18 protein-coding genes and 1 tRNA gene are annotated in these 23430 nt (G+C 71.9%); 12 read left to right on the forward strand and 7 right to left on the reverse strand.

Annotated features, from left to right (window positions below; genetic code table 11):
- The first annotated feature begins 39 nt into the window (after positions 1-39).
- Positions 40-4011: an FxSxx-COOH system tetratricopeptide repeat protein gene (gene fxsT, locus ACFYP4_RS13045; RefSeq protein ID WP_358852304.1), complete on the forward strand. Its 3972-nt coding sequence runs from the start codon at positions 40-42 to the stop codon at positions 4009-4011.
- On the opposite strand, the gene ACFYP4_RS13050 is transcribed toward fxsT, so the two are convergent.
- Positions 3980-4894: an alpha/beta fold hydrolase gene (locus ACFYP4_RS13050; RefSeq protein ID WP_388785680.1), complete on the reverse strand. Its 915-nt coding sequence runs from the start codon at positions 4892-4894 to the stop codon at positions 3980-3982. The genes fxsT and ACFYP4_RS13050 overlap by 32 nt on opposite strands.
- Positions 4895-5412: 518 nt before the next feature.
- A complete protein-coding gene (locus ACFYP4_RS13055) occupies positions 5413-5877 on the reverse strand; it encodes an ATP-binding protein (protein WP_358852302.1) in 465 nt (154 codons plus the stop codon).
- A 248-nt stretch (positions 5878-6125) separates the two neighbouring features.
- Here ACFYP4_RS13055 and ACFYP4_RS13060 point away from each other — a divergent pair, with 248 nt between their 5' ends.
- The 9 genes from ACFYP4_RS13060 to ACFYP4_RS13100 all read left to right on the forward strand — a co-directional run bounded on the left by ACFYP4_RS13060 (position 6126) and on the right by ACFYP4_RS13100 (position 16354).
- Positions 6126-7010, forward strand: coding sequence for a hypothetical protein (locus tag ACFYP4_RS13060; protein WP_388785224.1), 885 nt, complete (start codon positions 6126-6128; stop codon positions 7008-7010).
- A 221-nt stretch (positions 7011-7231) separates the two neighbouring features.
- Positions 7232-7966 (forward strand): YcnI family protein, encoded by a 735-nt coding sequence (locus ACFYP4_RS13065; RefSeq protein WP_388785226.1) that lies wholly within the window; start codon positions 7232-7234, stop codon positions 7964-7966.
- Between the two features lie 106 nt (positions 7967-8072).
- The gene (locus ACFYP4_RS13070; RefSeq protein ID WP_358852299.1) at positions 8073-8723 is read left to right on the forward strand and encodes an SCO family protein; all 651 of its coding nucleotides are present in this window, start codon (positions 8073-8075) and stop codon (positions 8721-8723) included.
- Entirely contained in the window at positions 8720-9178 is a 459-nt protein-coding gene (locus ACFYP4_RS13075) for a copper chaperone PCu(A)C (RefSeq protein WP_388785228.1), read from the forward strand. Before ACFYP4_RS13070 ends, ACFYP4_RS13075 begins: the two co-directional genes overlap by 4 nt.
- A 14-nt stretch (positions 9179-9192) precedes the next feature.
- Complete coding sequence (locus ACFYP4_RS13080) at positions 9193-11331, forward strand: copper resistance CopC/CopD family protein (protein ID WP_388785230.1); 2139 nt, start codon at positions 9193-9195, stop codon at positions 11329-11331.
- Positions 11332-11337: 6 nt separating this feature from the next.
- Entirely contained in the window at positions 11338-12624 is a 1287-nt protein-coding gene (efeB, locus tag ACFYP4_RS13085; RefSeq protein ID WP_388785232.1) for an iron uptake transporter deferrochelatase/peroxidase subunit, read from the forward strand.
- Between the two features lie 101 nt (positions 12625-12725).
- The gene (gene pheA, locus ACFYP4_RS13090; RefSeq protein ID WP_358852295.1) at positions 12726-13658 is read left to right on the forward strand and encodes a prephenate dehydratase; all 933 of its coding nucleotides are present in this window, start codon (positions 12726-12728) and stop codon (positions 13656-13658) included.
- 606 nt (positions 13659-14264) lie between these two features.
- Positions 14265-15542, forward strand: a complete 1278-nt coding sequence (gene serS, locus ACFYP4_RS13095) for a serine--tRNA ligase (protein WP_388785234.1) — start codon at positions 14265-14267, stop codon at positions 15540-15542.
- On the forward strand, positions 15539-16354 hold the full coding sequence (locus ACFYP4_RS13100; protein WP_388785236.1) for an HAD family hydrolase: 816 nt from the start codon (positions 15539-15541) through the stop codon (positions 16352-16354). The genes serS and ACFYP4_RS13100 overlap by 4 nt, the downstream gene beginning before the upstream one ends.
- A 147-nt stretch (positions 16355-16501) precedes the next feature.
- On the opposite strand, the gene ACFYP4_RS13105 is transcribed toward ACFYP4_RS13100, so the two are convergent.
- The 5 genes from ACFYP4_RS13105 to ACFYP4_RS13125 all read right to left on the reverse strand — a co-directional run bounded on the left by ACFYP4_RS13105 (position 16502) and on the right by ACFYP4_RS13125 (position 20491).
- Positions 16502-16586: transfer RNA gene (locus tag ACFYP4_RS13105), tRNA-Ser, on the reverse strand.
- 386 nt (positions 16587-16972) lie between these two features.
- On the reverse strand, positions 16973-17692 hold the full coding sequence (locus tag ACFYP4_RS13110; protein ID WP_358852292.1) for an ABC transporter permease: 720 nt from the start codon (positions 17690-17692) through the stop codon (positions 16973-16975).
- Positions 17693-17701: 9 nt separating this feature from the next.
- Positions 17702-18613, reverse strand: a complete 912-nt coding sequence (locus ACFYP4_RS13115) for an ABC transporter ATP-binding protein (protein WP_358852291.1) — start codon at positions 18611-18613, stop codon at positions 17702-17704.
- Complete coding sequence (locus tag ACFYP4_RS13120) at positions 18610-19515, reverse strand: ABC transporter permease (RefSeq protein WP_358852290.1); 906 nt, start codon at positions 19513-19515, stop codon at positions 18610-18612. The genes ACFYP4_RS13115 and ACFYP4_RS13120 overlap by 4 nt, the downstream gene beginning before the upstream one ends.
- Positions 19505-20491, reverse strand: coding sequence for an ABC transporter ATP-binding protein (locus tag ACFYP4_RS13125; RefSeq protein ID WP_388785682.1), 987 nt, complete (start codon positions 20489-20491; stop codon positions 19505-19507). Before ACFYP4_RS13125 ends, ACFYP4_RS13120 begins: the two co-directional genes overlap by 11 nt.
- Before the next feature lie 264 nt (positions 20492-20755).
- Here ACFYP4_RS13125 and ACFYP4_RS13130 point away from each other — a divergent pair, with 264 nt between their 5' ends.
- Entirely contained in the window at positions 20756-21610 is an 855-nt protein-coding gene (locus ACFYP4_RS13130) for a M24 family metallopeptidase (RefSeq protein ID WP_388785239.1), read from the forward strand.
- A gap of 26 nt (positions 21611-21636) precedes the next feature.
- On the forward strand, positions 21637-23400 hold the full coding sequence (locus ACFYP4_RS13135) for an SDR family oxidoreductase (protein ID WP_388785241.1): 1764 nt from the start codon (positions 21637-21639) through the stop codon (positions 23398-23400).
- Positions 23401-23430: the final 30 nt, after the last annotated feature.

Here is a 23430-nt window from a genome sequence, read left to right on the forward strand (position 1 = left end):
GCGCGGGAAGAGCAGGGCCGACAAGGCGGAGGGTTTCGAATGACCGAGAACCGCAAGGGCACCGTGATCACCTTCTACTCGTACAAGGGCGGCACGGGGCGGACGATGGCGCTCGCGAACGTGGCCTGGATCCTCGCCGCCAACGGCCACCGGGTGCTCACCGTCGACTGGGACCTCGAAGCGCCCGGACTGCACCGCTTCTTCCACCCCTTCCTCAACCCCTCCCTGCTGCGGGCCACCCCCGGCCTGATCAACCTCATCGACGACTACCGCCGGGAGGCCCTGCGCGACCTGCCGGAACGCGCGCCGGACTGGCACCGCGCCTATGCCCGGGTCCGGCCGCACGCGATCTCCCTGGACTGGCCGTTCCCCAAGCCCGGCAGCCTGGACTTCCTGTCCGCCGGCATGCGCCACCGGGACTACCCGATCGTCGGCAACATGGACTGGGACCGCTTCTACGCCAGTTACGGCGGCGGCCAGTTCTTCGACGCGATGCGCGCCGACATGCAGCGCTACTACGACTACACCCTGATCGACAGCCGCACCGGCCTGTCCGACCTCGCCGACATCTGCACCGTCCAGATGCCCAGCACACTCGTGGTCTGCTACACCCTCAGCGACCAGAGCATCGAGGGCGCCGCCGCCGTCGCCCAGGGCATCGCGGACCGGTACGGCGACAAGAACATCCGCATCCTGCCGGTCGCGATGCGCATCGACGACGGCGAGAAGGACAAGGTCGACGCCGGCCGCGCCCTCGCCCGGGAGCGCTTCGCCGGACTGCCCAGCGGCATGGACTCCGAGCAGCTCGCCGAGTACTGGGGCTCGGTGGAGGTGCCCTACCGCCCCTACTACGCGTACGAGGAGATCCTCGCCGCCTTCGGGGACCCCCCGAAGGTCGCCAGCTCGATGCTGACCGCCTGCGAACGCCTCGCCTCCGTCGTCACCGAGGGGCGGGTCACCTCGCTGCCTCCGATCAGCGAGGTGAAGCGCACCCGGTACGTGGCCGCGTACACCCGGCGGCGGCCCGTTCCGCCGTCGAAGCTGGTCCTCTACTACGTGTCCGAGGACCGGATGTGGGTGGACTGGCTGGAGGCGGTGCTGCGCGGGGCCGGTTTCGAGGTGCTGCCCAAGGACGTGCGGACGATGTCCGTCACGGAGATCGGCGCGGAGGCCGTCCCGAGCGGCGGGCACCGGGTGGTCGCCGTGGTCTCGCAGGCCTTCAACGGCTCCCAGCGGGCCAGAGCCGCGTGGGAGGCCGCCGTCCACTCGGGCGCCGGCTCCGAGGAACGGCACCAGGCGGTCTCGGTGCGGGTCGGCGACGTGCAGCTCAGCATGCCCCACGCCGGCCGGGGCGCCATCGACCTGGCCCGGCTGGACGAGGGCGCGGCCGCCGCGGTGCTGCTGACCGGCCTGGACCGCCCGGACGCCGTCGGGGTCTCCCGGGGCGGCGGTGTGCGGTTCCCCAACACCGGCACGCGGGTGTCCAACATCCAGCCCCGCTATCCCTGGTTCACCGGCCGCGCCTCCATCCTGGACCGGCTGCGCGAACAGCTCGGCAGCGGCATCTCCGGACCGCGGCTGCCCCAGGTGCTGCACGGCCTCGGCGGCGTCGGCAAGACCCAGCTGGCCCGCGAGTACGCCCACCGGTTCAAGGCGGACTACGACCTCGTGTGGTGGGTCGACGCCGAGCAGCCGGACCTGGTCCTGCCCAAGCTGGCGGCGCTCGCCCGGATGCTCGACCTGCCCGGCGTCGGTGACGACGTCGCCGAGGCGGCCGAGGCGGCCCTGCAGGCCCTGCGCGACGGAGTGCCGTACTCGCGATGGCTGCTGATATTCGACAACGTCGAGGACCTGGACAAGGTGCTGGAGGTCTTCCCGGACCAGACGGCGCCCGTCCCGGACAACGTCTACGGGCACCTGCTCGTCACCTGCCGCGCCAAGCCCACCTCGACCCGGGTCCAGCCCGTGGAGGTCGAGGTCTTCACCCGGAACGAGAGCATCGAGCACCTGTGCCGCCGGGTGCCGGGCCTCAGCGAGGAGGACGCGGGACGCGTCGCGGACGCCGTCGGCGACCTGCCGCTGGCCATCGAGGTGGCGGCGGCCTGGCTCGAGGCGACGGCGACCCCAGTGGAGGAGTACATCGAGCAGCTGCGCGAGCAGAGCACCAAGGTGCTGTCGGTCAAGGCCGCCGTCGAGGCCGTCGAGTACCCCTCGTCCGTGGGCGCCACCTGGAACATCTCCATCAACCGGCTGCGCGAGGAATCCCCCGCCGCCGCCCGCCTGCTCGAACTGTGCAGCTTCTTCGCGGCCGAGCCCATCTCGATGAGCCTGGTGGGCAGCGACGCGATGATCAAGGCGCTGCTGCCCTTCGACAAGGACCTGCGGGCCCGCTACATGCTGGGCAAGGTCACCCAGGCGCTGAACCGGTTCGCGCTGGCCAAGGTCGACTCGACGGACAACTCCATCCAGGTGCACCGGCTGGTGCAGGCCGCGGTGCGCGACAGCCTGGACGAGCAGGAGTTCGACGACACGATCCACGAGGTGCACCGGATCCTCGCCTCCGCCCGCCCGCCCGAGGGCGCCGTGGACAACCCCGCGCAGTGGCCCGGCTTCGAGGCGATCTGGCCGCATCTGGTGCCCTCCAACGTCCGCGAGTGCGCGGAGGAGGAACCGCGGCAGCTGATGGTCGACCGCATCCGCTACCTGTGGAAGCGCGGCGAGCTGCACGCGGCCCGTACGCTCGGCACCCAGCTCAACGAGTTCTGGACCACCGAGTTCCCGGACGCCGACGACGAGCAGATCCTCAACCTCCGCTTCGAGCTGGCCAACGTGCTGCGCTCGCAGGGCGAGTACCAGGCCGCGCGGACCATGGACGAGGACACCCTGGCCCGCCAGCGGGAGCTGCTGCCCGAGGGCCACCCCAGCATTCTGATCACGTCCGGAAGCGTGGCCGCCGACCTGCGGGCGCTGGGCCGCTTCAAGGAGGCGCTCGATCTGGACCTGCGGATCTACCGCGGGTTCCGCGAGATATTCGGCGAGGACCACCCGCGCTCCCTGAGCTCCGCCAACAACCTCGCCATCGACTACCGCCTGACCGGCGACAGCGAGGCCGCCCGCCGGCTCGACGACGACACGGTCCGCCGCCGTACCGCGCTGCTCGGCCCGCTGCACCCCTACACCCTGACCACCAAGGGCCACCACGCCCGCGACCTGCGCGAACTCGGCGACTACGCGGGTTCGGTCCAGATCCTGCGCGAGGTGCGCGAGGGGTTCGAGCAGGTCCTGAACCCGGACGTGCCCGAGGTGCTGCGGGTCGACAAGAGCCTCGCGGTGTCCCTGCGCAAGGCGGGCCACCAGGCCGAGGCCCTCAGCATCACCGAACAGACCTGGGAGACGTACACGCGCTACCGCGAACGCTACGGAAGCACCATTCCCGAGGCGCTGGCCTGCGGTCTGAACCTCGCCGCCGACTACTTCGGCGCCGATCCCGGCGGCGGCGCCCAGCGGGCCGTCCAGCTGGTCACCGAGGTGCTGCGGGGCTACGAGAGCTCCTTCGGCGCCGAGCACCCGTTCACCATGCAGTGCATCAACAACCTGTCCATCTACGAGCGCGCCCTGGGCAACCTGGACAAGGCCGCCGAACTGGCCGAGCGGGCCCGTTCCACCCTGACGAGGGCCCTGGGCGACGAGCACCCCTCCGCCCTGTGCGCCGGGCTGAACCTCGCCAACGCCTACGGCGAACTGGGCCGTTACGAGGAGGCCGAGCACTGGGAACGGCTCGCCGTGAACGGTCTGCGCAAGCGGTTCGGTCCTGGCCACCCGGACGTCCTGGCGAGCACGGCCAACCTCGCCGTCACCGTGCGCGCCCTGGGGCGGCGTTCGGAGGCCGCGCAGCTCCAGGAGAAGGCGGAGACCGGCCTGGCGCAGCTGCTGGGAGACCCGCACCCGCTCGTCGAGTCGGTCCGCTCCTGGCGGCGGATCAACCGGGATCTGGAACCGCAGCAGGTGTGACGGACGGTCCCGGGCGGTCGTCCGGGACCGTCCGGACGGCCCAGCTCAGGATGCGCGTCATCACCCGCAGCGCCCCGAAGTGCGCGGCGCCCGGCTCGACCTCGACCCGGGCGCCGGGGATGTGCCGGGCCAGCCAGCGCGTGTGCTGGGCCGGCGCGAAGATGTCGTCCTCCCCGTGCCACAGCAGGACCGGGGAGGCGATCCGCGTCAGGTCGAAGCCCCAGTTCGTGCTGAACGCCATCACGTCGTCGATCCAGCCGTCCGCCGAGTCCCGCAGGCCCTCGGCGAAGTTGCGCTCCAGCATGTCCTGGATGCCGGCGTCCGCGACGATCCAGCGGTCGGACTCGGGGAGCTTGCTGCGCATCTCGGCGATGGAGGCCGCGGGGTCGGCGACGATCGACAGGGACCGGCGGCCCAGCGTCGTGGTGACCCGGCCCCGGCTGATCGCGGCGTTGACGTACTCGCGCACGTTCGACTCCGTCATGCCCTCGAACCAGTCGAGGTCGGGGGCGTCCCGCGGGGCGAGGCTGACCAGGGCACCGGTCCGTGTGGTGCGGTCCGGCAGCAGCGAGGCACAGGCCAGTGCGTGGGGGGCGCCGCCGGAGCGGCCGACCACCGCGAAGCGGTCGATCCCGAGGGCGTCGGCGATGTCCGCCACGTCGGCCGCGACGGCGCTGACCGTGCGGCCCGGTTTGCGGTCCGAGTCGCCGTACCCCGGACGGTCGAAGGTGATCAGGCGGATTCCCATCCGGTAGAGCACGGAGGGACGCGGGGCGGGGCCCAGCCGGCTGCCGGGCGTGCCGTGCAGCAGGAACACCGGCCTGCCGTCGGGGTCACCGCGCTGTTCCACCGACAGTCGCCTGCCGTCCCCGGCACGCACCATGCGCAGCACTGGCACTCCCCCTGTCCCTCCCGGCCGGCGGGTCCCGCCCCGGCTCGCCCCCGCGCCGCGCGTCCGGTCGGCAGGACACGCGGCCGTGCGGTGTGCCGCCGAAACCCCGGGACTCCGGGCGCCCGGGCCCGGACCACGGGCCGGGGCGGTCGGCACACGCGCGTGCGGGGCATCGGCAGGGGCGGCCGGCGGTTCGGGGAGGGCCGTTGCCGGTCCCTCACCGGTGGCCGGACGCGTGCGCCGACTCCCGCATCAGGCCAGTATGCAGACGGACCCCTGCCTCGCCCAGACGGCGTTCGGCCGCTGTTTTCAGGGCAGTTGGACCTCGCGCGGGGTCCCCGCCGGTCCTGCGGCGGGACGCCCGGACGCCGGTCCTGCGGCGGGACGCCCGGATGCCGGCCCCGCGCCGAGGGAGCACCGCACCGGAGGCCGGCTCCGCAGCGCGCGGGGCAGTGCGCCGGAGGCCGGAACCGCGCCGCGGAGGTGCCGCGCCGGAGGCCGGATCCGCGCTAGACCGCCAGCAGCGGAGTGCCCTCACGCCACTTGAGGATCTTGTCGAAGCTGACCACCGCGCCGCCCCGGCCCGGCTTGTTGCCGATGTGGACGTGGTCGGCGAGCTCCTGGATGAGACACAGCCCCCGGCCGTTCTCGGCGTCGCTGCGGACGGCGCGGACCGGGGGTCGCGGGGCGTGCGCCGGACCCGCCGGGAAACCGGGGCCCGAGTCGGCCACCTCGATGCGGCACTTCTCGCCGTCAAGGTAGGCGGTGACCCGGTACGCCTCCGAGGGGCCGTCGGGTGCGGTGCCCCCGCCGTGCTCGACGGCGTTGGCACAGGCCTCGCTGAGCGCGAGGGAGAGGTCGTACGAGACGTCGGGGTCGACCCCCGCCGTCTCCATCGTGCCGAGCAGCAGGCGCCGGGCGAGCGGAACGCTCGCGGCTTCGCGCCGCAAGTGGAGTGACCACCAGATGCTCATGCTGAAGCCTCCAGGCCGCGGCTCGACATACCGTTACCTATTGCCGCCGGGACCGGTGTGCAATCGCCCACACCGCATGAACCCGCCCATACGGCGGATGCGGGCACGCCCGGATCGCTGTATGTGGGGACACCGGAAAAGCACATATGCGCCGGCGACTCCCCCCGAAGCGGGTCTTTTGCCGCCGTACGTCATCTTGTGGACCTGCCGTGAAACGCGCCTCGGGCCAGTGCGATGATGAGCCCGCCATGAGTGCCCTCCACCAGCGCACGGCGCGCTCCGGACGCGACGTCCGGCTCCTGCGGGCCGCGGTGTTCGCCGCGGTCTGTGTCGCGCTGGCCGCGGCCGGTCATGGCATCGCTTCCTGCACCGCCGTACCCCTGTGGACCGTGGGCACCGCCTTCCTCGCCGTGTTCGCCGTCGCCGCCCCGCTGGCCGGGCGCGAACGGGCACTGCCGGGCATCGCCACGGTGCTCGCGGTCGGCCAGACCGCGCTGCACACGCTCTTCGGGCTCGGGCAGCAGGGCACCTCGATGACCCCGGCGCCGGGCGGCACCGGGATGTCCGCGTCCATGGGCGCGTCCATGACGTCCGGCATGCCGGGCCACGCCCTGTCCGACGCCTCGCTCGTCGAGCGGGCGGCGCGGGTGGTGTGCGGTGCGTCCGCGGCGGCGATCAGCCCCGCGCAGGCCCAGCGGATCCTCACCGACGCCCGGCTCGCCCCGGACACGGCGCACTCCGTCACGACACCGTCCGCGCACCACTCCGCTGACGCCGTGTCGGCCGCGGCCGGACCGTCGATGTCCATGCTGCCGTCCCTGCCCATGCTGCTCGTCCACGTGCTCGCCGCGGTCGCCACGGGCTGGCTGCTGCGCCGCGGTGACCTGGCGGTCGTGCGGCTCATCCGGCTCTCCGCGCACGGCGTCGCGGAAACGGCTCTCGTCCGGTCGCTGCGCGCGGCGCTCGCCCTGGTCCGCGCCCTGCGGACGGGGCTCCCCGGTTCCGGACGTACGGCGCCCCGGGCACCGCGCACCGCGCCGCCCGAACCACCCACCCCCCGTACCACCGCACTCCAGCACTCGGTGATCAGGCGCGGGCCGCCCCAGGCCGCCGTGCTCGTTCTCGCCGCCTGACACGGCGCACCGCTCCCCTCGGAGAACCACTCCGTCCGGAAGGCTGCCGCCGTGCGGCACGCGCGCGTGCCCGCCCACCGGCGGGACCACCCGGAGGTCCGCCTCCGGGACCGCCCCGGGAGTGCCTTTTCGGTTCTCCGCAACGGGTCCGGTCCCGGGCACCTCTTCGTACGCGCCCGCTACCTCACCGGACCATCACGCACAGTGGAGTGTTCTCTGCCATGAAGGTTTCTCGTATCGCCGCCTCCGGCGCCCTCGCCGCCTCGGCCGTCGTCGTCCTGTCCGCCCCGGCCTTCGCGCACGTCAGCGTCCAGCCGGAGGGCGTGGCCGCGAAGGGCGGTTACGCGACGATCGACTTCAAGGTCCCCAACGAGCGCGACAACGCCTCGACCACCAAGCTCGAGGTGAACTTCCCGACCGACCACCCGCTCGCCTCGGTGATGCCCCAGCCCGTCGACGGCTGGGACGTGAAGGTCACCACGTCCAAGCTGGACAAGCCCCTGGAGCTGCACGGCAAGAAGATCGACGAGGCCGTCTCGAAGGTCACCTGGACGGCCACCGGCAAGGGTGTCCGGCCCGGCTTCTTCCAGAAGTTCCCGCTGTCCGTCGGCCAGCTCCCGGAGGACGCCGACGAGCTCGTGTTCAAGGCGATCCAGACGTACTCCAACAAGGAGGTCGTGCGCTGGATCGAGCCGCAGGAGCACGGCGCGGAGGAGCCGGAGAACCCGGCGCCGGTGCTCGCGCTGTCCGCCGCGTCCGAGGACGGCCACCACGGCATGCCGAGTGCCGAGAAGGCCTCCGACGACGAGAAGGCGGAGCACGGGGAGACCGAGGCCGCCGCGTCCTCCGACAGCAGCGACACCACCGCCCGCGTCCTCGGCGTCGTGGGCATCGCCGTCGGCGCGGCGGGCGTGGCGTTCGGCGTTCTGGCCGGGCGTCGGCGCACCCACGCCTGAGGCCCACCCTCGTTCGGTGCGTGCCGGGGAGCCGTACGCCGTCGCCGTCCGCGGCGGCGTACGACCCCGGTGCGCGCCGGCGCACTCACATCTGGGACATTTCTGTATGCGCAAGAAGACGTATGCCGCGGCCGCCCTGGTCGCCGCGGCCGCTCTGACCCTCTCCGCCTGCGGCGGTGACGACGGCGGCAAGCCGGTGGCCGAGGTGTCCGCCGAGGCCGGTTCCGCCAAGGCCGCGACGGTCCTCGACAAGCCGTTCGAGAAGCCGGACCTCGTCCTGACGGACACGCACGGCGAGAAGTACGACCTGCGCGCCGAGACCAAGGGCAGGCCGACGCTGGTCTACTTCGGCTACACCCACTGCCCCGACGTCTGCCCGCTGACGATGAACAACCTCGCCGTCGCCAAGAAGCAGCTGCCGAAGGCCGACCAGGACAGGCTCCGCATCGTGTTCGTGACCACGGACCCGGAGCGGGACACCCCGGCCGCGCTCGGCAAGTGGCTCAAGGGGATCGACCCCGCCGCCGTCGGTCTGACCGGCGACTTCGACACGATCCGGGCCGGCGCACGCACCCTCGGCATCTCCGTCGAGCCGTCCAAGAAGGACAAGGACGGCAAGGTCGTCTCGGTGCACGGCACCCAGGTCATCGCGTTCTCGCCGAAGACCGACAGCGGTTACGTCCTCTACGGCGAGGACGCCACCGTGGACGACTACACCCGGGACCTCCCGAAGCTCGTCAAGGGGGAGAACCCGTGAGACGCCTCGCGGGATCCGTCACGGCGCTGGCGGCGGCGCTGACACTCGCGGGCTGCGGCGGCTCCGGCGAGCCCGCCTCGTCCGGGCCCGAACTGAAGGTCACCGGCGCCTACATGCCCGTCCCCGCCATGGCGGACATGGCGGCCGGATTCTTCACCGTCACCAACTCCGGCGGCGCCGACACCCTGACTTCGGTCACCAGCGACCTCTCCGACGACGTCACCCTGCACGCCACCGAGGGCGGCGCGATGGAGGAGCGGACGTCCTTCCCGGTGCCCGCGCACGGCAGGCTCGACTTCGCCAGCGGCGGCAACCACGTCATGTTCGAAAAGCTCGCCCGCAAGCCCGTGCAGGGCGAGAAGGTGGCGGTCGAACTGCACTTCGCCAAGTCCGGCACGGTGAAGGTGTCCATGCCGGTCGAGCCCGCGACGTACAACCCGAAGACCGGACACTGAGGGAGGGATCCACCTTGACGCAGGCCATCGCCCCCCGTAACGGCCGCCACGCGGCCGGGCGGCTGCGGACGCTGCTGCTGCTGCTCCTCGCCGTCGGCGGCGCGCTGCTGGCGGGCGCCGGGCCGGTCTCCGCGCACGCCGCGCTGACCGGCAGCGACCCGAGGCAGGGGGCGGTGGTCGAGCAGGCACCCACGCAGGTCACGCTCACCTTCTCCGAGAAGGTCGCCATGTCCGGCGGGTCGGTGCGCGTCCTCGACCCCGAGGGCAAGCGCGTCGACACCGGCGACCCCGTCGACCTGGGCAGTGCCATGTACGCCGTCAAGCTGCACTCGGGCCTGCCCGACGGCACGTTCACCGTCACCTACCAGGTGGTGTCGGCGGACAGCCATCCCGTCTCGGGTGCCTTCACCTTCTCCATCGGCGCGCCCTCGCAGACCTCCGTCACCGTCTCCGACCGGTCGGCGGGCGGCGGGGTGGTCGGCGGGCTCTACGGACTCGCACGCTATGTCTCGTACGCCGGCTTCATCCTGCTGACCGGCGGGGCAGCCTTCGTGCTGGCCTGCTGGCAGCGGGGAGCGGGCGTGCGGCCGGTGCAGCGGCTCGTGGTCGGCGGATGGCTCGCGCTCACCGCGGCCACCCTCGGGCTCCTGCTGCTGCGCGGCTCGTACACCGGCTCCGGGAAAGTCGCCGACATCTTCGATCTGGACCTGCTCGGGCAGGTGCTCCAGACCAAGACGGGTGCGGCGCTCGTCTCGCGCCTGCTGCTGCTGGCGGCGGCGGCCCTGTTCATCGCGGTGCTCTTCGGGACGTACGTGACACGCGACGCGGCAGCGCGGACCGGCGAGGCCGACGCGGTGACCGAAGGAGCCGGGGAGACCGGCGGGGCCGCCGCCGCGGGGAGCGCCGGGGGCCCGGCGGCCGACGGCCGGACGGGCGCGGAGTCCGCGGGCGGCGAGGGAGCCGACGAGACGGGCCGGGCCGACACGGAAGCCGAAGCGGAAGCCGACGCGGAAGCCGACGCCGCCGCTGCCGACGCCGAGAAGCGGGACCTGACCTTCGGGCTCGGGATCGGCGGCGGGGTCGTCGCGGCGGGCCTGGCCGCGTCCTGGGCGATGGCCGAGCACGCCTCGACCGGCCTCCAGCCGGGCATCGCGATGCCCGTCGACGTCCTGCACCTGCTCGCCGGCGCCACCTGGCTGGGCGGCCTGGTGACGCTGCTCGTGGCGCTCCACCGGGCGCCCTCCGACACCCCGATCGACGCGCCCGCGGTCCGCCGGTTCTCGCGCGTCGCATTCGGCAGTGTCCTCGCACTGACCGCGACCGGGCTCTACCAGTCGTGGCGCCAGGTCGGTTCCTGGTCGGCGCTCACCGGCACCGGGTACGGGCAACTGCTGCTCGTCAAGATCGGCCTGGTGGCCGTTCTCGTCGGCATCGCGTTCCTCTCCCGGCGCTGGACGGCCCGGCTGCCGGAGACGTCCCCGGTGCTCGCGCCGGAGGCGGACGCGGCCGGGAAGGAGCCCGTCACACTTCCCGCCGCAGCCACAACCCGCGCCGGTGCCGGGACGCCCGCCGGTGCCGCGGACTCCGTGCGCGCCGCCCAGCTGGCCCGGCAGCGCGCCGCCGTGACCGCCGCGCGCGAGAAGCGCGTCCGGGACGCCGACCCGCACCGCTCGGGGCTGCGCCGCTCGGTCCTCGCCGAGGCCGGTGTCGCCGTGGTGCTGCTCGCCGTCACCACGGTGCTGACCTCCACCGAACCGGGCCGTACGGAGGAGGCGGCCAGGGCGGCCACCGCGTACAGCGCGCAGCGCTCCGGGCCGCTGACCGTGACGGTCCCGTTCGACACCGGCGGCGAGGACGGCAAAGGCAGTGCGCGGCTGACCCTCGACCCGGCCCGCGTCGGCGGCAACGACATGCACCTGTTCGTGGAGCGCCCGAACGGCAAGGCCTTCGACGTGCCCGAGGTGAAGGTCTCCTTCACGCTCGGCGCGAAGGACGTCGGCCCGCTGCCCGTGGTCCCCGACCGGATCGCCACCGGACACTGGACGGCGACCGGAGTGCAGATCCCCATGGCGGGAGACTGGGAGATCGCGGTGACCGTCCGGACCTCCGACATCGACCAGACGACCGTCAAGAAGAACGCGAAGATCGGCTGAACCACCATGGCTGACCAGTTCCATCCCGAGGCACCTTCCCGTGAGGAGGGCACGGCGCGCGGCTCCCGCCGGGGGTCCCTCTCACGGCGCCGGCTGCTCGGCACGGCCGGTGCCACCGGTCTCGCGCTCGGTGCGGCCGGCGGCGCCGCCGGGTACGCGGCGGCGTCCACGGGCGGCACGGCCACGCCGCTGACCTCGCTCGGCGCGGGCGCGGTGATGTTTCACGGGAAACATCAGCCCGGCATCACCACGCCCCTCCAGGCGCGCGGACACCTCGTCGCCTTCGACCTGGCCGCCGGAGCGGGCCGCAGGGAGGCCGCGGCGCTGCTGCGCCGCTGGTCGGCGACGGCACGGCGGCTGATGGCGGGCGAGGCCGCCGCGCATGACGACACGGATGTCGCCCGTGACGCCGGCCCCTCGTCCCTGACGGTCACCTTCGGTTTCGGGCACAGCTTCTTCGCGCGGACGGGCCTGGAGAAGCAGCGCCCGGTCGCGCTCGACCCACTGCCCGACTTCTCCTCCGACCGGCTCGACAAGGCGCGCAGCAACGGCGACCTGTGGGTGCAGGTCGGCGCGAACGACGCCCTGGTCGCCTTCCACGCCCTGCGCGCCCTCCAGAAGGACGCGGGCGGCGCGGCGCGCGTGCGCTGGCAGATGAACGGCTTCAACCGCACTCCGGGAGCCACCGCCCAGGAGGGGCTGACCGCGCGCAACCTGATGGGCCAGATCGACGGCACCCGCAATCCGAAGCCGTCCGAGTCCGACTTCGACCGGCGGGTCTTCGTGCCCGCCGCCGGCGAACCGGCGTGGATGGCGAACGGCTCGTACGCCGTCGTACGCCGTATCCGCATGCTCCTCGACGACTGGGAGAAGCTGTCGGGCAAGGCCCAGGAGGGCGTCATCGGGCGCCGCAAGTCGGACGGGGCGCCGCTGACCGGCGGCACCGAGACGACGGAACCGGACCTGGAGCGCACCGGCGCGGACGGCAAGCTGGTCATCCCCCTCGACGCGCACTCCCGGATCACCCGGCCCGACCAGAACGGCGGCGCGGCGATGCTGCGCAGGCCGTTCTCCTTCCACGACGGCTTCGACGCGGACGGGGTGCCCGACGCGGGTCTGCTCTTCGTGTGCTGGCAGGCCGACCCGCTGCGCGGTTTCGTCCCCGTGCAGCGCAAGCTCGACCGGGGCGACGCGCTGTCGGCGTTCATCCGGCACGAGTCGAGCGGACTGTTCGCGGTGCCCGGCGGGGCGGCGGAGGGGGAGTACGTGGGGCAGCGGCTGCTGGAGGCGTGAGGCGCCCCCGGCGCGACGCCGGTCACCCCTCGAGCCGGGGTGCCGAGCGGCCCTTTCCGCAGGCGCGAGCCGGGCCGGGCCGGGCCCATTAGGGTGAGGTCATGCCAGCCAGTTACGCGTATCTCGGTCCCGAAGGCACCTTCACCGAAGTCGCCCTGCGCACGCTTCCGGAGGCCGCCACCCGGGAGCTCGTCCCGATGGTCTCGGTCCCGGCCGCACTCGACGCGGTCCGCAACGGCGAGGCGGAAGCCGCGTTCGTACCGATCGAGAACTCGGTGGAGGGCGGCATCACCACGACCCTCGACGAACTGGTCGCGGGCACGCCCCTGATGATCTATCGCGAGGTGCTCCTGTCGATCACCTTCGCGCTGCTGGTCAGGCCGGGCACGAAGGTGTCGGAGATCAAGACGGTGACGGCGCACCCCGCCGCACAGCCGCAGGTGCGCAACTGGATGAAGGCACACCTCCCGGACGTGCTCTGGGAGTCCGCCGCCTCGAACGCGGACGGCGCGCGCCTCGTGCAGGAGGGCCGTTACGACGCCGCTTTCGCGGGCGAGTTCGCCGCGGCCACGTACGGCCTGGAGGCGCTGGAGACCGGCATCCACGACGCGGAGAACGCGCAGACGCGCTTCGTCCTGGTGGGCAGGCCCGCCCGCCCCGCGGCGCCGACCGGCGCGGACAAGACGTCGGTGGTCATCTGGCAGCGCGACGACCATCCCGGTGCCCTGCTGGAGCTGCTCCAGGAGTTCGCGGTGCGCGGCGTCAACCTGATGCTTCTGCAGTCCCGCCCCACCGGCGAGGGCATCGGCAACTACTGCTTCGCCATTGACGCCGAGGGCCATGTCTCCGACAGCCGGGTCGGCGAGGCGCTCATGGGCCTCAAGCGTGTCTGCCCGCAGGTGCGCTTCCTCGGCTCGTACCCGCGCGCGGAGGTCGATCCCCAGGATGTCCGCGCCCCCCGGGCCGGCACGTCGGACGGCGAGTTCGCCGCGGCGTCCGACTGGCTCGCGCGCTGCCAGGACGGCCGCTTCTAGGGTCCCGTCGGCCGCTTCCCGGGGACGATCGTGCCTGGTCCTACCAGCAGATTTGCTTCGTCCACAGAAGTTATCCACAGGGGCGCTTCTCGACCTGGGGACAAGTCGACAACGAAACACGACAGGGTCGACAAATCGGCCTACAGCCCACAAGAGTGTCCACAGCCCCGCAGGTCACCCTTCGTCCACCCGTTTCCATTGATCAATCCCTTAGGGCGAACCATTTCCACTCGAAAGTGGATGCCGAGACGGTTTCACCGGGGAATTCCGCGGCCGGCGCGAGCCCCGGAGAAAGATCGTTTCCGAAGTCCACAGAACTTCCACACAGCCTGTGGATAACTTTTCGCGCCCCGGATTCCTGTGGACAACGCGGGCCTCAAGTCCCCGTTCCCGCACGGAAATCCGGTCAACTCCACCACGACCCACTGCCCTGTTTCGGGGAGTACGTCCGCCTTCATTGACGGCGTCGAGCGATCTTGAATGCCGCCCCGGAGATCATTCGACGGCCTCGTGGATTTCATGCCTCATTTCGCTCATATCGCCGCATAACCGGCTGACGGGAATATGGAGTCGTGAGCCGTCACGGCACACCGGTAGCCTTGAGGGGTGATTGACCTTCGCCTGCTCCGTGAGGACCCCGACCGTGTGCGTGCGTCGCAGCGCGCCCGTGGAGAGGACGTCGCGCTCGTCGACGCCCTCCTCTCCGCCGACGAGCGGCGCAGGTCGTCCGGCGTCCGCTTCGACGAGCTGCGTTCCGAGCAGAAGGCGCTCGGCAAGCTGATCCCCAGGGCCTCGGGCGACGAGAAGGCCGAGTTGCTGCGGAAGACCGGCCGGCTGGCCGCCGACGTCAAGACCGCCGACGCCGAACAGCACGAGGCCGACGAGGAGACCAAGCGCCTCCTGCTCCAGCTCGGCAACCTCGTGCACCCCGACGTCCCGGTCGGCGGCGAGGAGGACTTCGTCGTCCTGGAGACGCACGGCACGATCCGCGACTTCGGCGCCGAGGGCTTCGAGCCCAAGGACCACCTGGAGCTCGGCGAGGCGCTCGGCGCCATCGACGTCGAGCGGGGCGCCAAGGTGTCCGGCTCGCGCTTCTACTACCTGACGGGTGTCGGCGCGCTGCTGGAGCTCGCCCTGGTCAACGCGGCGATCGCGCAGGCCACCGAGGCCGGCTTCGTCCCGATGCTGACTCCGGCGCTGGTCCGCCCGCGCGCCATGGAGGGCACCGGCTTCCTCGGCCAGGCCGCGGAGAACGTGTACCACCTGGAGAAGGACGACTACTACCTGGTCGGCACCTCCGAGGTCCCGCTCGCCGCGTACCACATGGACGAGATCATCGACGCCGACAAGCTGCCCCTGCGGTACGCCGGCTTCTCGCCGTGCTTCCGCCGCGAGGCGGGCACCTACGGCAAGGACACCCGCGGCATCTTCCGGGTGCACCAGTTCGACAAGGTCGAGATGTTCTCGTACGTCGCTCCCGAGGAGGCCGAGAGCGAGCACCAGCGGCTTCTGGACTGGGAGAAGCAGTGGCTGACCGGCCTCGAGCTGCCCTTCCAGGTGATCGACGTCGCGTCCGGTGACCTCGGTGCCTCGGCCTCGCGCAAGTTCGACTGCGAGGCGTGGATCCCGACCCAGGGCAAGTACCGTGAGCTGACCTCGGCGTCCAACTGCGACGGCTTCCAGGCGCGCCGCCTGTCCGTACGGATGCGCGACGGCAAGAAGGTCCAGCCCCTGGCCACGCTGAACGGCACACTGTGCGCCGTACCGCGCACGATCGTGGCGATCCTGGAGAACCACCAGCTGGCCGACGGCTCCGTGCGGGTGCCCGAGGTGCTGCGCCCGTACCTGGGCGGCCGTGAGGTCCTGGAGCCGATCTCCAAGTGAGCGCCGCCGTCGGGCCGTTCCCGTACAAGCTCGTCGCGACCGACCTCGACGGGACGCTGCTGCGGCCCGACGACACGGTCTCGGCCCGTACGCGCGAGGCGCTCGCCGCGGTCACCGCGGCGGGCGCGGCGCACATCGTCGTCACCGGACGGGCGGTGCCCTGGACGCGCCACATCCTCGACGAACTCGATTACGACGGGCTCGCGGTGTGCGGACAGGGAGCGCAGGTCTACCACGCCGGGGAGCACCGGCTCCTCACCTCGGTGACCCTGGACCGGCAGCTCGCCGGTCTCGCCCTCGCCAAGATCGAGGCCGAGGTCGGGCCTCTCCTGCTGGCGGCGAGCCGCGATGGTCTCGACGGCGAGGTGCTGGTCGGCCCCGGCTACCGGGTGCACGAGGGTCCGCTGCCCTACCTCCCCATCAAGGACGCCGGGGACCTCTGGTCGGCGCCGCTGAACAAGGTGTACGTGCAGCACCCGACCCTCTCCGACGACGAGCTCGCCGAGGTGGCCGCCCGGGTCGCCGGCGGTCTGGTCGGGGTCACCATGGCGGGCGCGGGCATCGTGGAACTCCTCCCGCTGGGCCTGTCCAAGGCGACGGGGCTGTCCCTGGCGGCGCGCCGGCTGGGCATGAAGGCCGCGGACACGATCGCCTTCGGCGACATGCCGAACGACGTCCCCATGTTCGCCTGGTCCTCCTACGGCGTGGCCATGGACAACGCCCACGCCGAACTCAAGGCGGTGGCCGACGAGGTGACGTCCTCGAACGAGGAGGACGGGATCGCGGTCGTGCTGGAGCGTTTGCTGGGCTAGAGCCTGCTGGCCGCCTCCCGGCTGAACTCCGGTTGAGCGGGCGGTGGCGGGTGATACGTCGTGCGTCGGACGTAACGCGTCGTGCGTCGGACGTCGTGCGTCGGACGTCGTGCGTCGTGCGTCGTGCGTCGTGCGTCGTGCGTCGTGCGGAGGATGCGCGGATCGAACGCGCGCGGGGCTGACCCCGACCACGGCTTAGCAAGCCGGTGCCTTGCCTCTCGGCCAATCCTCCGGGTGGGCGGCCCGCGCGGAGATCGCGCGCTCGAAGCGGCCGCCCCGGGCAGTTCCACGTGCGGAGCGGACTCGACGGAGGTGACTACTCCGGAGACCGCCGCGGACTGCCCTGCGGGGAACTCGACGGACTGCTCCTGAAGGGCATCGTCGCGCTCCTCTCCCAGGACCTGGCGCCGGTACGGTCCGGCGGCGTGGACAGGACCACTGTGCCCGGGAGGGGACTCGGGGCGCCACCGATTAACGGACCGGCCGGCGCCTCGGCGAGCGGGGCCGCGCTCGACCAGCCCGCTGCCGACGGCAGCGTGCTCCGCCCGGGGGCCCCGGCCCGCGAAGACCGGTGCCACGAGGAAAAGGGGGCTCCACGCGTGCGTGGAGCCCCCTTTCTCACTCTTCCCCGGCCAGTTTCAGCGTCCGCAGCTTCTGTCCCGCGTACCAGGTGGCCAGCACCGTGACGCCGACCAGCAGCACCGTCGCGGTGGGCAGGCCCACGTCGGAGGTGACGAGATCTCCGCCGGTGACCTTGTGGGCCACCGCGAGCGACCACTGCTGGACGCTGAGAGTGCGCGCACCGGCGACGAGCGTCCCGAACAGGGCCTCCCAGACGAGCGCGTAGACCAGTCCGAACACCACCGCGTGCCGGGTCACCGTCCCCAGGAGCAGGAACAGCGCCGCGTACGCGATCGAGGCGACCAGCGCGGCCACGGTGTAGGCGACGGCGATCTGCTGGCCGTTGCCGTTCAGGATCAGGCCCGCGACGAAGGTCGGGACCGCCGAGAACACCATGGTGACCGCGACGGCGACGATCAGCTTGGTGAAGATGATCGTCGGCCGCTTCACCGGCTTGGCGAGCAGATAGACCACGGAACCGTCGTCGATCTCGGGCCCGATCGCGCCCGTGCCGGCGATCACGCCGATGATCGGCACCATCGTGGCGAGGGCGAACCCGCCGAGGACGTCGGCCGCGACCTGGTCGTCGGCGCCGGTCAGGGCCCGTACCACCGTGGCGATCACGAGCAGCAGGACGGGCAGGGCGGCCAGGATGAGGGCCCGGCGGCGGCCGAGCAGGGCCCGGTACGTGAGCCGGGCGACTGTGGGGTCGTACATCTTGGCCTCCTACGCCGCGACGAGATACGAGAAGACGGATTCGAGGGACTCGTCGGACGGCGAGACCGTCAGCAGCCGGATGCCGTGCTCACGGGCCACCTTGGGCAGCAGCACGGTGAACCGGCCGAAGTCGACCGCCTGGACGCGCAGCGCGCCCTCCGCGAGGTCCACCTCGATGCCGGACGTCGACGGATCGGCGATCAGCGCGGCCGCCAGGGCGCGGTCGTCGCTCGACCGCACCAGGTAGCGGTGCGGGCGGTCGGTCATCAGCCGGCGGATGCGCCGGAAATCGCCGCTCGCCGCGTGCCGTCCGGCGACGATCACCTCGATGTGCGCGGCGAGCTGCTCGACCTCTTCGAGGATGTGGGAGGAGAACAGCACCGTGCGGCCCTCGTCCCCCATGCGCCGCAGCAGGTCCATCAGCTGCATGCGCTGGCGCGGGTCCATGCCGTTGAAGGGCTCGTCGAGCAGCAGCAGGGACGGGTCGTGGACGAGCGCGGACGCCATCTTCACCCGCTGCCGCATGCCCTTGGAGTAGGTGGAGATCTTCCGGTCCTGCGCGTACTCCATCTCCACGGTGGCGAGGGCCCGTTCGGCGGCCTTCTTGCCGAGGCCGTGCAACTCGGCGTTGGCGACGACGAATTCGCGGCCGGTGAGGAAGTCGTACATGGCCTCGCGCTCGGGGACGATGCCGATGTGCCGGTAGATCTCCTCGTTGCGCCAGACCTGCTCGCCGTCGAGGGTGACGGTTCCGGTGGAGGGGGCCAGGAAGCCGCCCATCATGTTGATGAGGGTGGACTTCCCGGCGCCGTTGGGGCCGAGCAGGCCGGTGACACCGGGGCCGATCGTCATCGTGATGTCGTTGACCGCCACCACGTTGCCGAACCAGCGCGAGACGTGGTCGATGTTCAGCGTGGTCACAGTCCGACCTTTCGGTAGCGGCGCATCAGCAGGCCGTAGCAGCCGGCGACGAGGCCCAGGACGACGGCGAGGAAGACGACGCCCTGCCCGGACGAGGGTCCTTCCCCGCCCGGGAAGGAGGAGGTCGCGCCGAGGAAGGCGGTCTGGACGCCGTCGATGAGCGTGATGGGTGAGAAGAGGCCGATCCAGGGCACGGCCGACGTGCTGGACTGCGAGTCCGCGATGGCCTGCAGGGTGGAGACGGCGCCGTAGGAGATGGTCAGGACGGCGATGACGGCCGCGATGCCGAAGCCGCGGCGAGGGGTCACCGCCGAGACGACCAGACCGATGCCGGCGAAGAGCAGGGAGAGCAGGACCACGGATACCAGCCCCTGGGCGAATCCCTTCGTCTGGTCGGCGAAGTCGAGCTTGGCCAGCAGGGCGCCCGCGTAGAGCACCAGCAGCGGCGCGGCCGTGAGCACGAACAACGCCGAGGCGAGGGCCGCGTACTTGGCGCGTACGTAGTCGGCGGTCTCGATGGGACGCGAGAAGTAGAGCGGCACGGTCTTGAAGCGCAGGTCGCGCGAGACGGACTGCGGTGCCTGGGAGGCCACGTAGAGGCCGATGACGGCCTGCATCACGATGGCGTAGCGCGTGTAGTCGAGCGGCAGGTCCTTCGCCTTCGTGGCGACGGCGACCGCGACCATGACGAGCGCGGGCGCGCACATCACCACGAACAGCAGCATCGGCAGGACCTTGGACTTGACCGAGCGGCCGAGTCCGTAGGCACCGCGCAGGGACTGCGAGTACAGCGAGCGGCGGGCGTAGGCACGGCCCAGGCGCGGACCGTCGTAGTTGCGGTAGCCGATGTTGTGGATCCGGGTCTGCTCGCCCTGCTGGGCGAGGGGCTGCTCAACCGCCATGGCCGACCGCCTCCTTCCGCGCTCCGTGCGCGTCGCCGCGCGCCTGCGTCTGCTCGTCGTTGAAGACCTCCGCGATGTGGTGCCTGCGCTGCTCCATGCGGACCAGACCGAGGCCCAGGTCGGCGACGACGTCGCGCACCAGGTCGTACGTCTCCTCACCCTCGGCGGTGAGCAGCAGGACGTGTCCGGCGCCGGGCAGCCCGCCGCCCTCGTGGGTGTCCACCCCGCGCGCGTGGAGCGCGTCGCGCAGCGTGCGGGTGCCGTCCGGATGCGCGTCGGTGTCGGTGACCTCGACGGCGAGGGTCGTCGTGATCTGGGTGAAGTCGGTGGTCGAGCTGGACCGCAGGAGCGTGCCGCCGTCGATCACGACGACGTGGTCGCAGGTGCGCTCCAGCTCTCCGAGCAGGTGCGAGGTGACCAGGACGGAGATGCCGAAGTCCGTGTGGATGCGGCGGATCAGGCCGAGCATCTCGTCCCGGCCGACCGGGTCGAGCCCGTTGGTCGGCTCGTCCAGGAAGACGAGCTGCGGGTCGTGGACGAGGGCCTGCGCGAGCTTCACGCGCTGCTTCATGCCGGTCGAGTAGCCCCCGATGGGGCGGTAGCGCTCTTCGTAGAGGCCGACGTGGCGCAGTGTGTCCGCGGTGCGCTCACGGGCGGCGGTGGGCGGCAGTCCGGACATGCGGGCCATGTGCACGACGAACTCGGTGGCCGAGACGTCGGGCGGCAGGCAGTCGTGCTCGGGCATGTACCCGACCCGCTCGCGGATCTCGGCGCCCTTGCTGACGACGTCGAGTCCGAGCACCTCGGCTCGGCCCTCGGTGGCGGGGGACAGACCCAGCAGGATCTTGATCAGTGTGGACTTGCCGGCTCCATTGGCTCCGACGAGTCCGGTCACACCGGGCCCGACGTCCACGGAGAGCCGGTCAAGCGCGGTCACCCGGGGGAACCGCTTGCTCAGGCTTTCGGTCACGATCACAGTCACGTCCTCGACGTTAGTGGCGCACGCCACACGGGTCGTCAGACCACGGAGCTGGATCGGCGTCAGCCTCCAGTCGTACGGGCCCGTAGGGGTCCCCCTGAAGTCCAACACGGCCGCCGCCCGGTGCACCGGGTCGTCCACACCGGCGCGCTTGTCCACAGGCCGCGCTCCCGCCTATTGACGCAGCCTCCAACAATTGTCACATTCATCAGTGTCAAGTTACGGGCACAGCGCACAGCCGGACACGGGACGGACGGTGGCATGAGCTCTGCAGTGGCTCCCTCGGGGTCGGCCGGCCTCTCCGCGCGGTTGCGGGGGTTCAGAGAGGTGCAGCGCCTCGCGTACGACTGCGCGGAGGCGGTCGCGGCGCAGCTGAAGCCCGGCGTGACGGAGCGCGAGGCGGCGCGCATGCAGCGCGACTGGCTGCACGAGCGGGGGGTGCGGGACTGGTTCCACCTCCCCTTCGCCTGGTTCGGCGACCGCACGGCGTTCGTGAACTTCCGGATCCCGCTCCAGTTCTTTCCCACCGGCCGGCGGCTGGAAGCGGGCATGCCGTTCATCCTCGACATGGCCCCGGTGTACCGGGGCTGCACGGCGGACATCGGCTACTCGGGCTCGCTCGGGCTGAATCCCGTGCAGGACAAGCTGATGGCCGATCTGGAGGCGCACCGCGAGCTGATCCTGCGCGAGGTGCGCGAGCGCCGCCCGCTGCGCGAGATCTACGAGGACGTGGACCGGCTCATGGTGCGCCAGGGGTATGCGAACCGGCATCGCGCCTACCCCTTCGGCGTGATCGCGCACAAGGTGGACCGGGTCAGGGAGCGGCCCTGGTCACCGACGCTGTTCGGTTTCGGCACACAGGCGCTGAAGGGACTGGCGGGCGACGCGCTGCGCGGCCACCGCGACGGCTGGTCGCCGCTGTGGTCGCCGTACCGCTTCTCCGACCACCCGCCGCAGCCGGGGCTGTGGGCGGTCGAGCCGCACCTCGGTTTCCGGGGCACGGGCGCGAAGTTCGAGGAGATCCTGGTCGTCACCGACTCCGGGGACCCCGAGCAGAGCGCGTTCTGGCTGGACGACGACCTGCCGCACGTGCGGCGCTGGGCGGAGGGCGCGTGATGGCCGCGCCGGACAAGGGGCTTTCGATGACGGGGCTGGACGGCGCGCGCGAGCGCCGGGTGCGGACGGGCGGCATCGAGCTGTGCGTCGCCGAGCTGGGCGACGAGAGCCGGCCGACGGTGGTGCTGGTGCACGGCTACCCCGACTCCAAGGAGGTGTGGTCGAAGGTCGCGGCCCGCCTCGCGGAGCGTTTCCACGTGGTGCTGTACGACGTACGCGGACACGGCGGGTCGACGGCTCCGCAGCCGCTGCGCGGCGGCTTCACGCTGGAGAAACTGACGGACGACTTCCTGGCCGTCGTGGACGCGGTGAGCCCCGGCAGGCCGGTGCACCTGGTCGGCCACGACTGGGGTTCGGTGCAGTCGTGGGAGTTCGTCACGGTGGCGCGCACCGAGGGCAGGATCGCGTCCTTCACCTCGATGTCCGGACCCTCGCTCGACCACTTCGGGCACTGGCTCAAGCAGCGCACCAAGCGGCCGACCCCGCGCGGGGTCGGACAGCTGCTCGGCCAGGGCGCCAAGTCCTGGTACGTGTATCTGCTGCACACGCCCGTCCTGCCCGAGCTCGCCTGGCGCGGGCCGCTCGGCAAGCGGTGGCCGAAGATCCTCCAGCGTGCCGAGAAGATCCCCGCCGACGGCTATCCGACCCCGTCGCTCCCGACGGACGCGGCGCACGGCGCCTGGCTGTACCGGGACAACGTACGGGCACGGCTGAGCAGGCCGCGTGAGGACGCGTACGCACACGCGCCCGTGCAGCTCATCACACCCCTCGGGGACGCGTTCCTCTCCGAGCGGCTCTACGACGGGCTGGAGAAGTGGGCCCCGCGGCTCGTGCGCCGTACGCTCCCGGCCAAGCACTGGATCCCGCGCACCCGCCCGGACCAGCTGGCCGCCTGGATCACGGAGTTCGTCCAGGCCCACGAGGACGGCGTCCCCGCGCGCGTCACCGTCGCCACCGGCAGGTACGCGGACCGGTTCGGCGGACAGCTGGTGCTGGTCACGGGCGCCGGCAGTGGCATCGGCCGGGCCACCGCCTACGCGTTCGCCGAGTCCGGCGCCCGTCTGGTGGCCGTCGACCGGGACGCCGAGGCCGCGGCGCGTACGGCGGAGATGGCCCGGCTGATCGGCTCCCCCGAAGCCTGGGCCGAGACGGTCGACGTCTCCGACGAACAGGCCATGGAAAAACTCGCCGAGAAGGTCGCCACCGAGTACGGCGTGGTGGACGTCCTCGTGAACAACGCCGGTATCGGCCTCTCCGGCCCCTTCCTCGACACGACCGCCGCCGACTGGAAGAAGGTCCTGGACGTCAATCTGTGGGGCGTCATCCACGGCTGCCGGCTCTTCGGGAAGCAGATGGCCGAGCGCGGCCAGGGCGGCCACATCGTCAACACCGCGTCGGCGGCCGCCTACCAGCCCTCGAAGGCCCTGCCCGCCTACAGCGCCTCCAAGGCGGCGGTGCTGATGCTCAGCGAGTGCTTGCGGGCGGAGCTCGCGGGCCGGGGCATCGGCGTCTCGGCGATCTGCCCCGGCTTCGTGAACACCAACATCACCTCGACCGCGCGCTTCGCCGGGGTCGACGCGGCCGAGGAGAAGCGGCGCCAGAAGCGGTCGGCGCGGCTGTACGGGCTGCGCAACTACCCGCCGGAGAAGGTGGCCGACGCGATCCTGCGCGCGGTCGTGCGCAACGAGGCGGTCGTCCCGGTCACTCCCGAGGCGCGCGGCGCCCACCTCATGTCACGCTTCGCCCCGCGGGCGCTGCGCGCGATCGCCCGGCTGGAGCCGCCGCTGTGAACGACCCCACGAACGGCTTCGCGAGCGACT

Source organism: Streptomyces sp. NPDC005551, from assembly GCF_042871785.1.
Taxonomy (GTDB): domain Bacteria; phylum Actinomycetota; class Actinomycetes; order Streptomycetales; family Streptomycetaceae; genus Streptomyces.

Bases quoted from the DNA above. Each gene is read 5' to 3' on its own strand.
- ACFYP4_RS13050 (WP_388785680.1), bottom strand. From the start codon at position 4,894: ATGGTGCGTGCCGGGGACGGCAGGCGACTGTCGGTGGAACAGCGCGGT.
- pheA (WP_358852295.1), top strand. From the start codon at position 12,726: ATGCCAGCCAGTTACGCGTATCTCGGTCCCGAAGGCACCTTCACCGAA.
- efeB (WP_388785232.1), top strand. From the start codon at position 11,338: ATGGCTGACCAGTTCCATCCCGAGGCACCTTCCCGTGAGGAGGGCACG.
- ACFYP4_RS13070 (WP_358852299.1), top strand. From the start codon at position 8,073: ATGCGCAAGAAGACGTATGCCGCGGCCGCCCTGGTCGCCGCGGCCGCT.
- ACFYP4_RS13110 (WP_358852292.1), bottom strand. From the start codon at position 17,692: ATGTACGACCCCACAGTCGCCCGGCTCACGTACCGGGCCCTGCTCGGC.
- fxsT (WP_358852304.1), top strand. From the start codon at position 40: ATGACCGAGAACCGCAAGGGCACCGTGATCACCTTCTACTCGTACAAG.
- ACFYP4_RS13055 (WP_358852302.1), bottom strand. From the start codon at position 5,877: ATGAGCATCTGGTGGTCACTCCACTTGCGGCGCGAAGCCGCGAGCGTT.
- ACFYP4_RS13060 (WP_388785224.1), top strand. From the start codon at position 6,126: ATGAGTGCCCTCCACCAGCGCACGGCGCGCTCCGGACGCGACGTCCGG.
- ACFYP4_RS13130 (WP_388785239.1), top strand. From the start codon at position 20,756: ATGAGCTCTGCAGTGGCTCCCTCGGGGTCGGCCGGCCTCTCCGCGCGG.
- ACFYP4_RS13065 (WP_388785226.1), top strand. From the start codon at position 7,232: ATGAAGGTTTCTCGTATCGCCGCCTCCGGCGCCCTCGCCGCCTCGGCC.
- ACFYP4_RS13135 (WP_388785241.1), top strand. From the start codon at position 21,637: ATGACGGGGCTGGACGGCGCGCGCGAGCGCCGGGTGCGGACGGGCGGC.
- ACFYP4_RS13120 (WP_358852290.1), bottom strand. From the start codon at position 19,515: ATGGCGGTTGAGCAGCCCCTCGCCCAGCAGGGCGAGCAGACCCGGATC.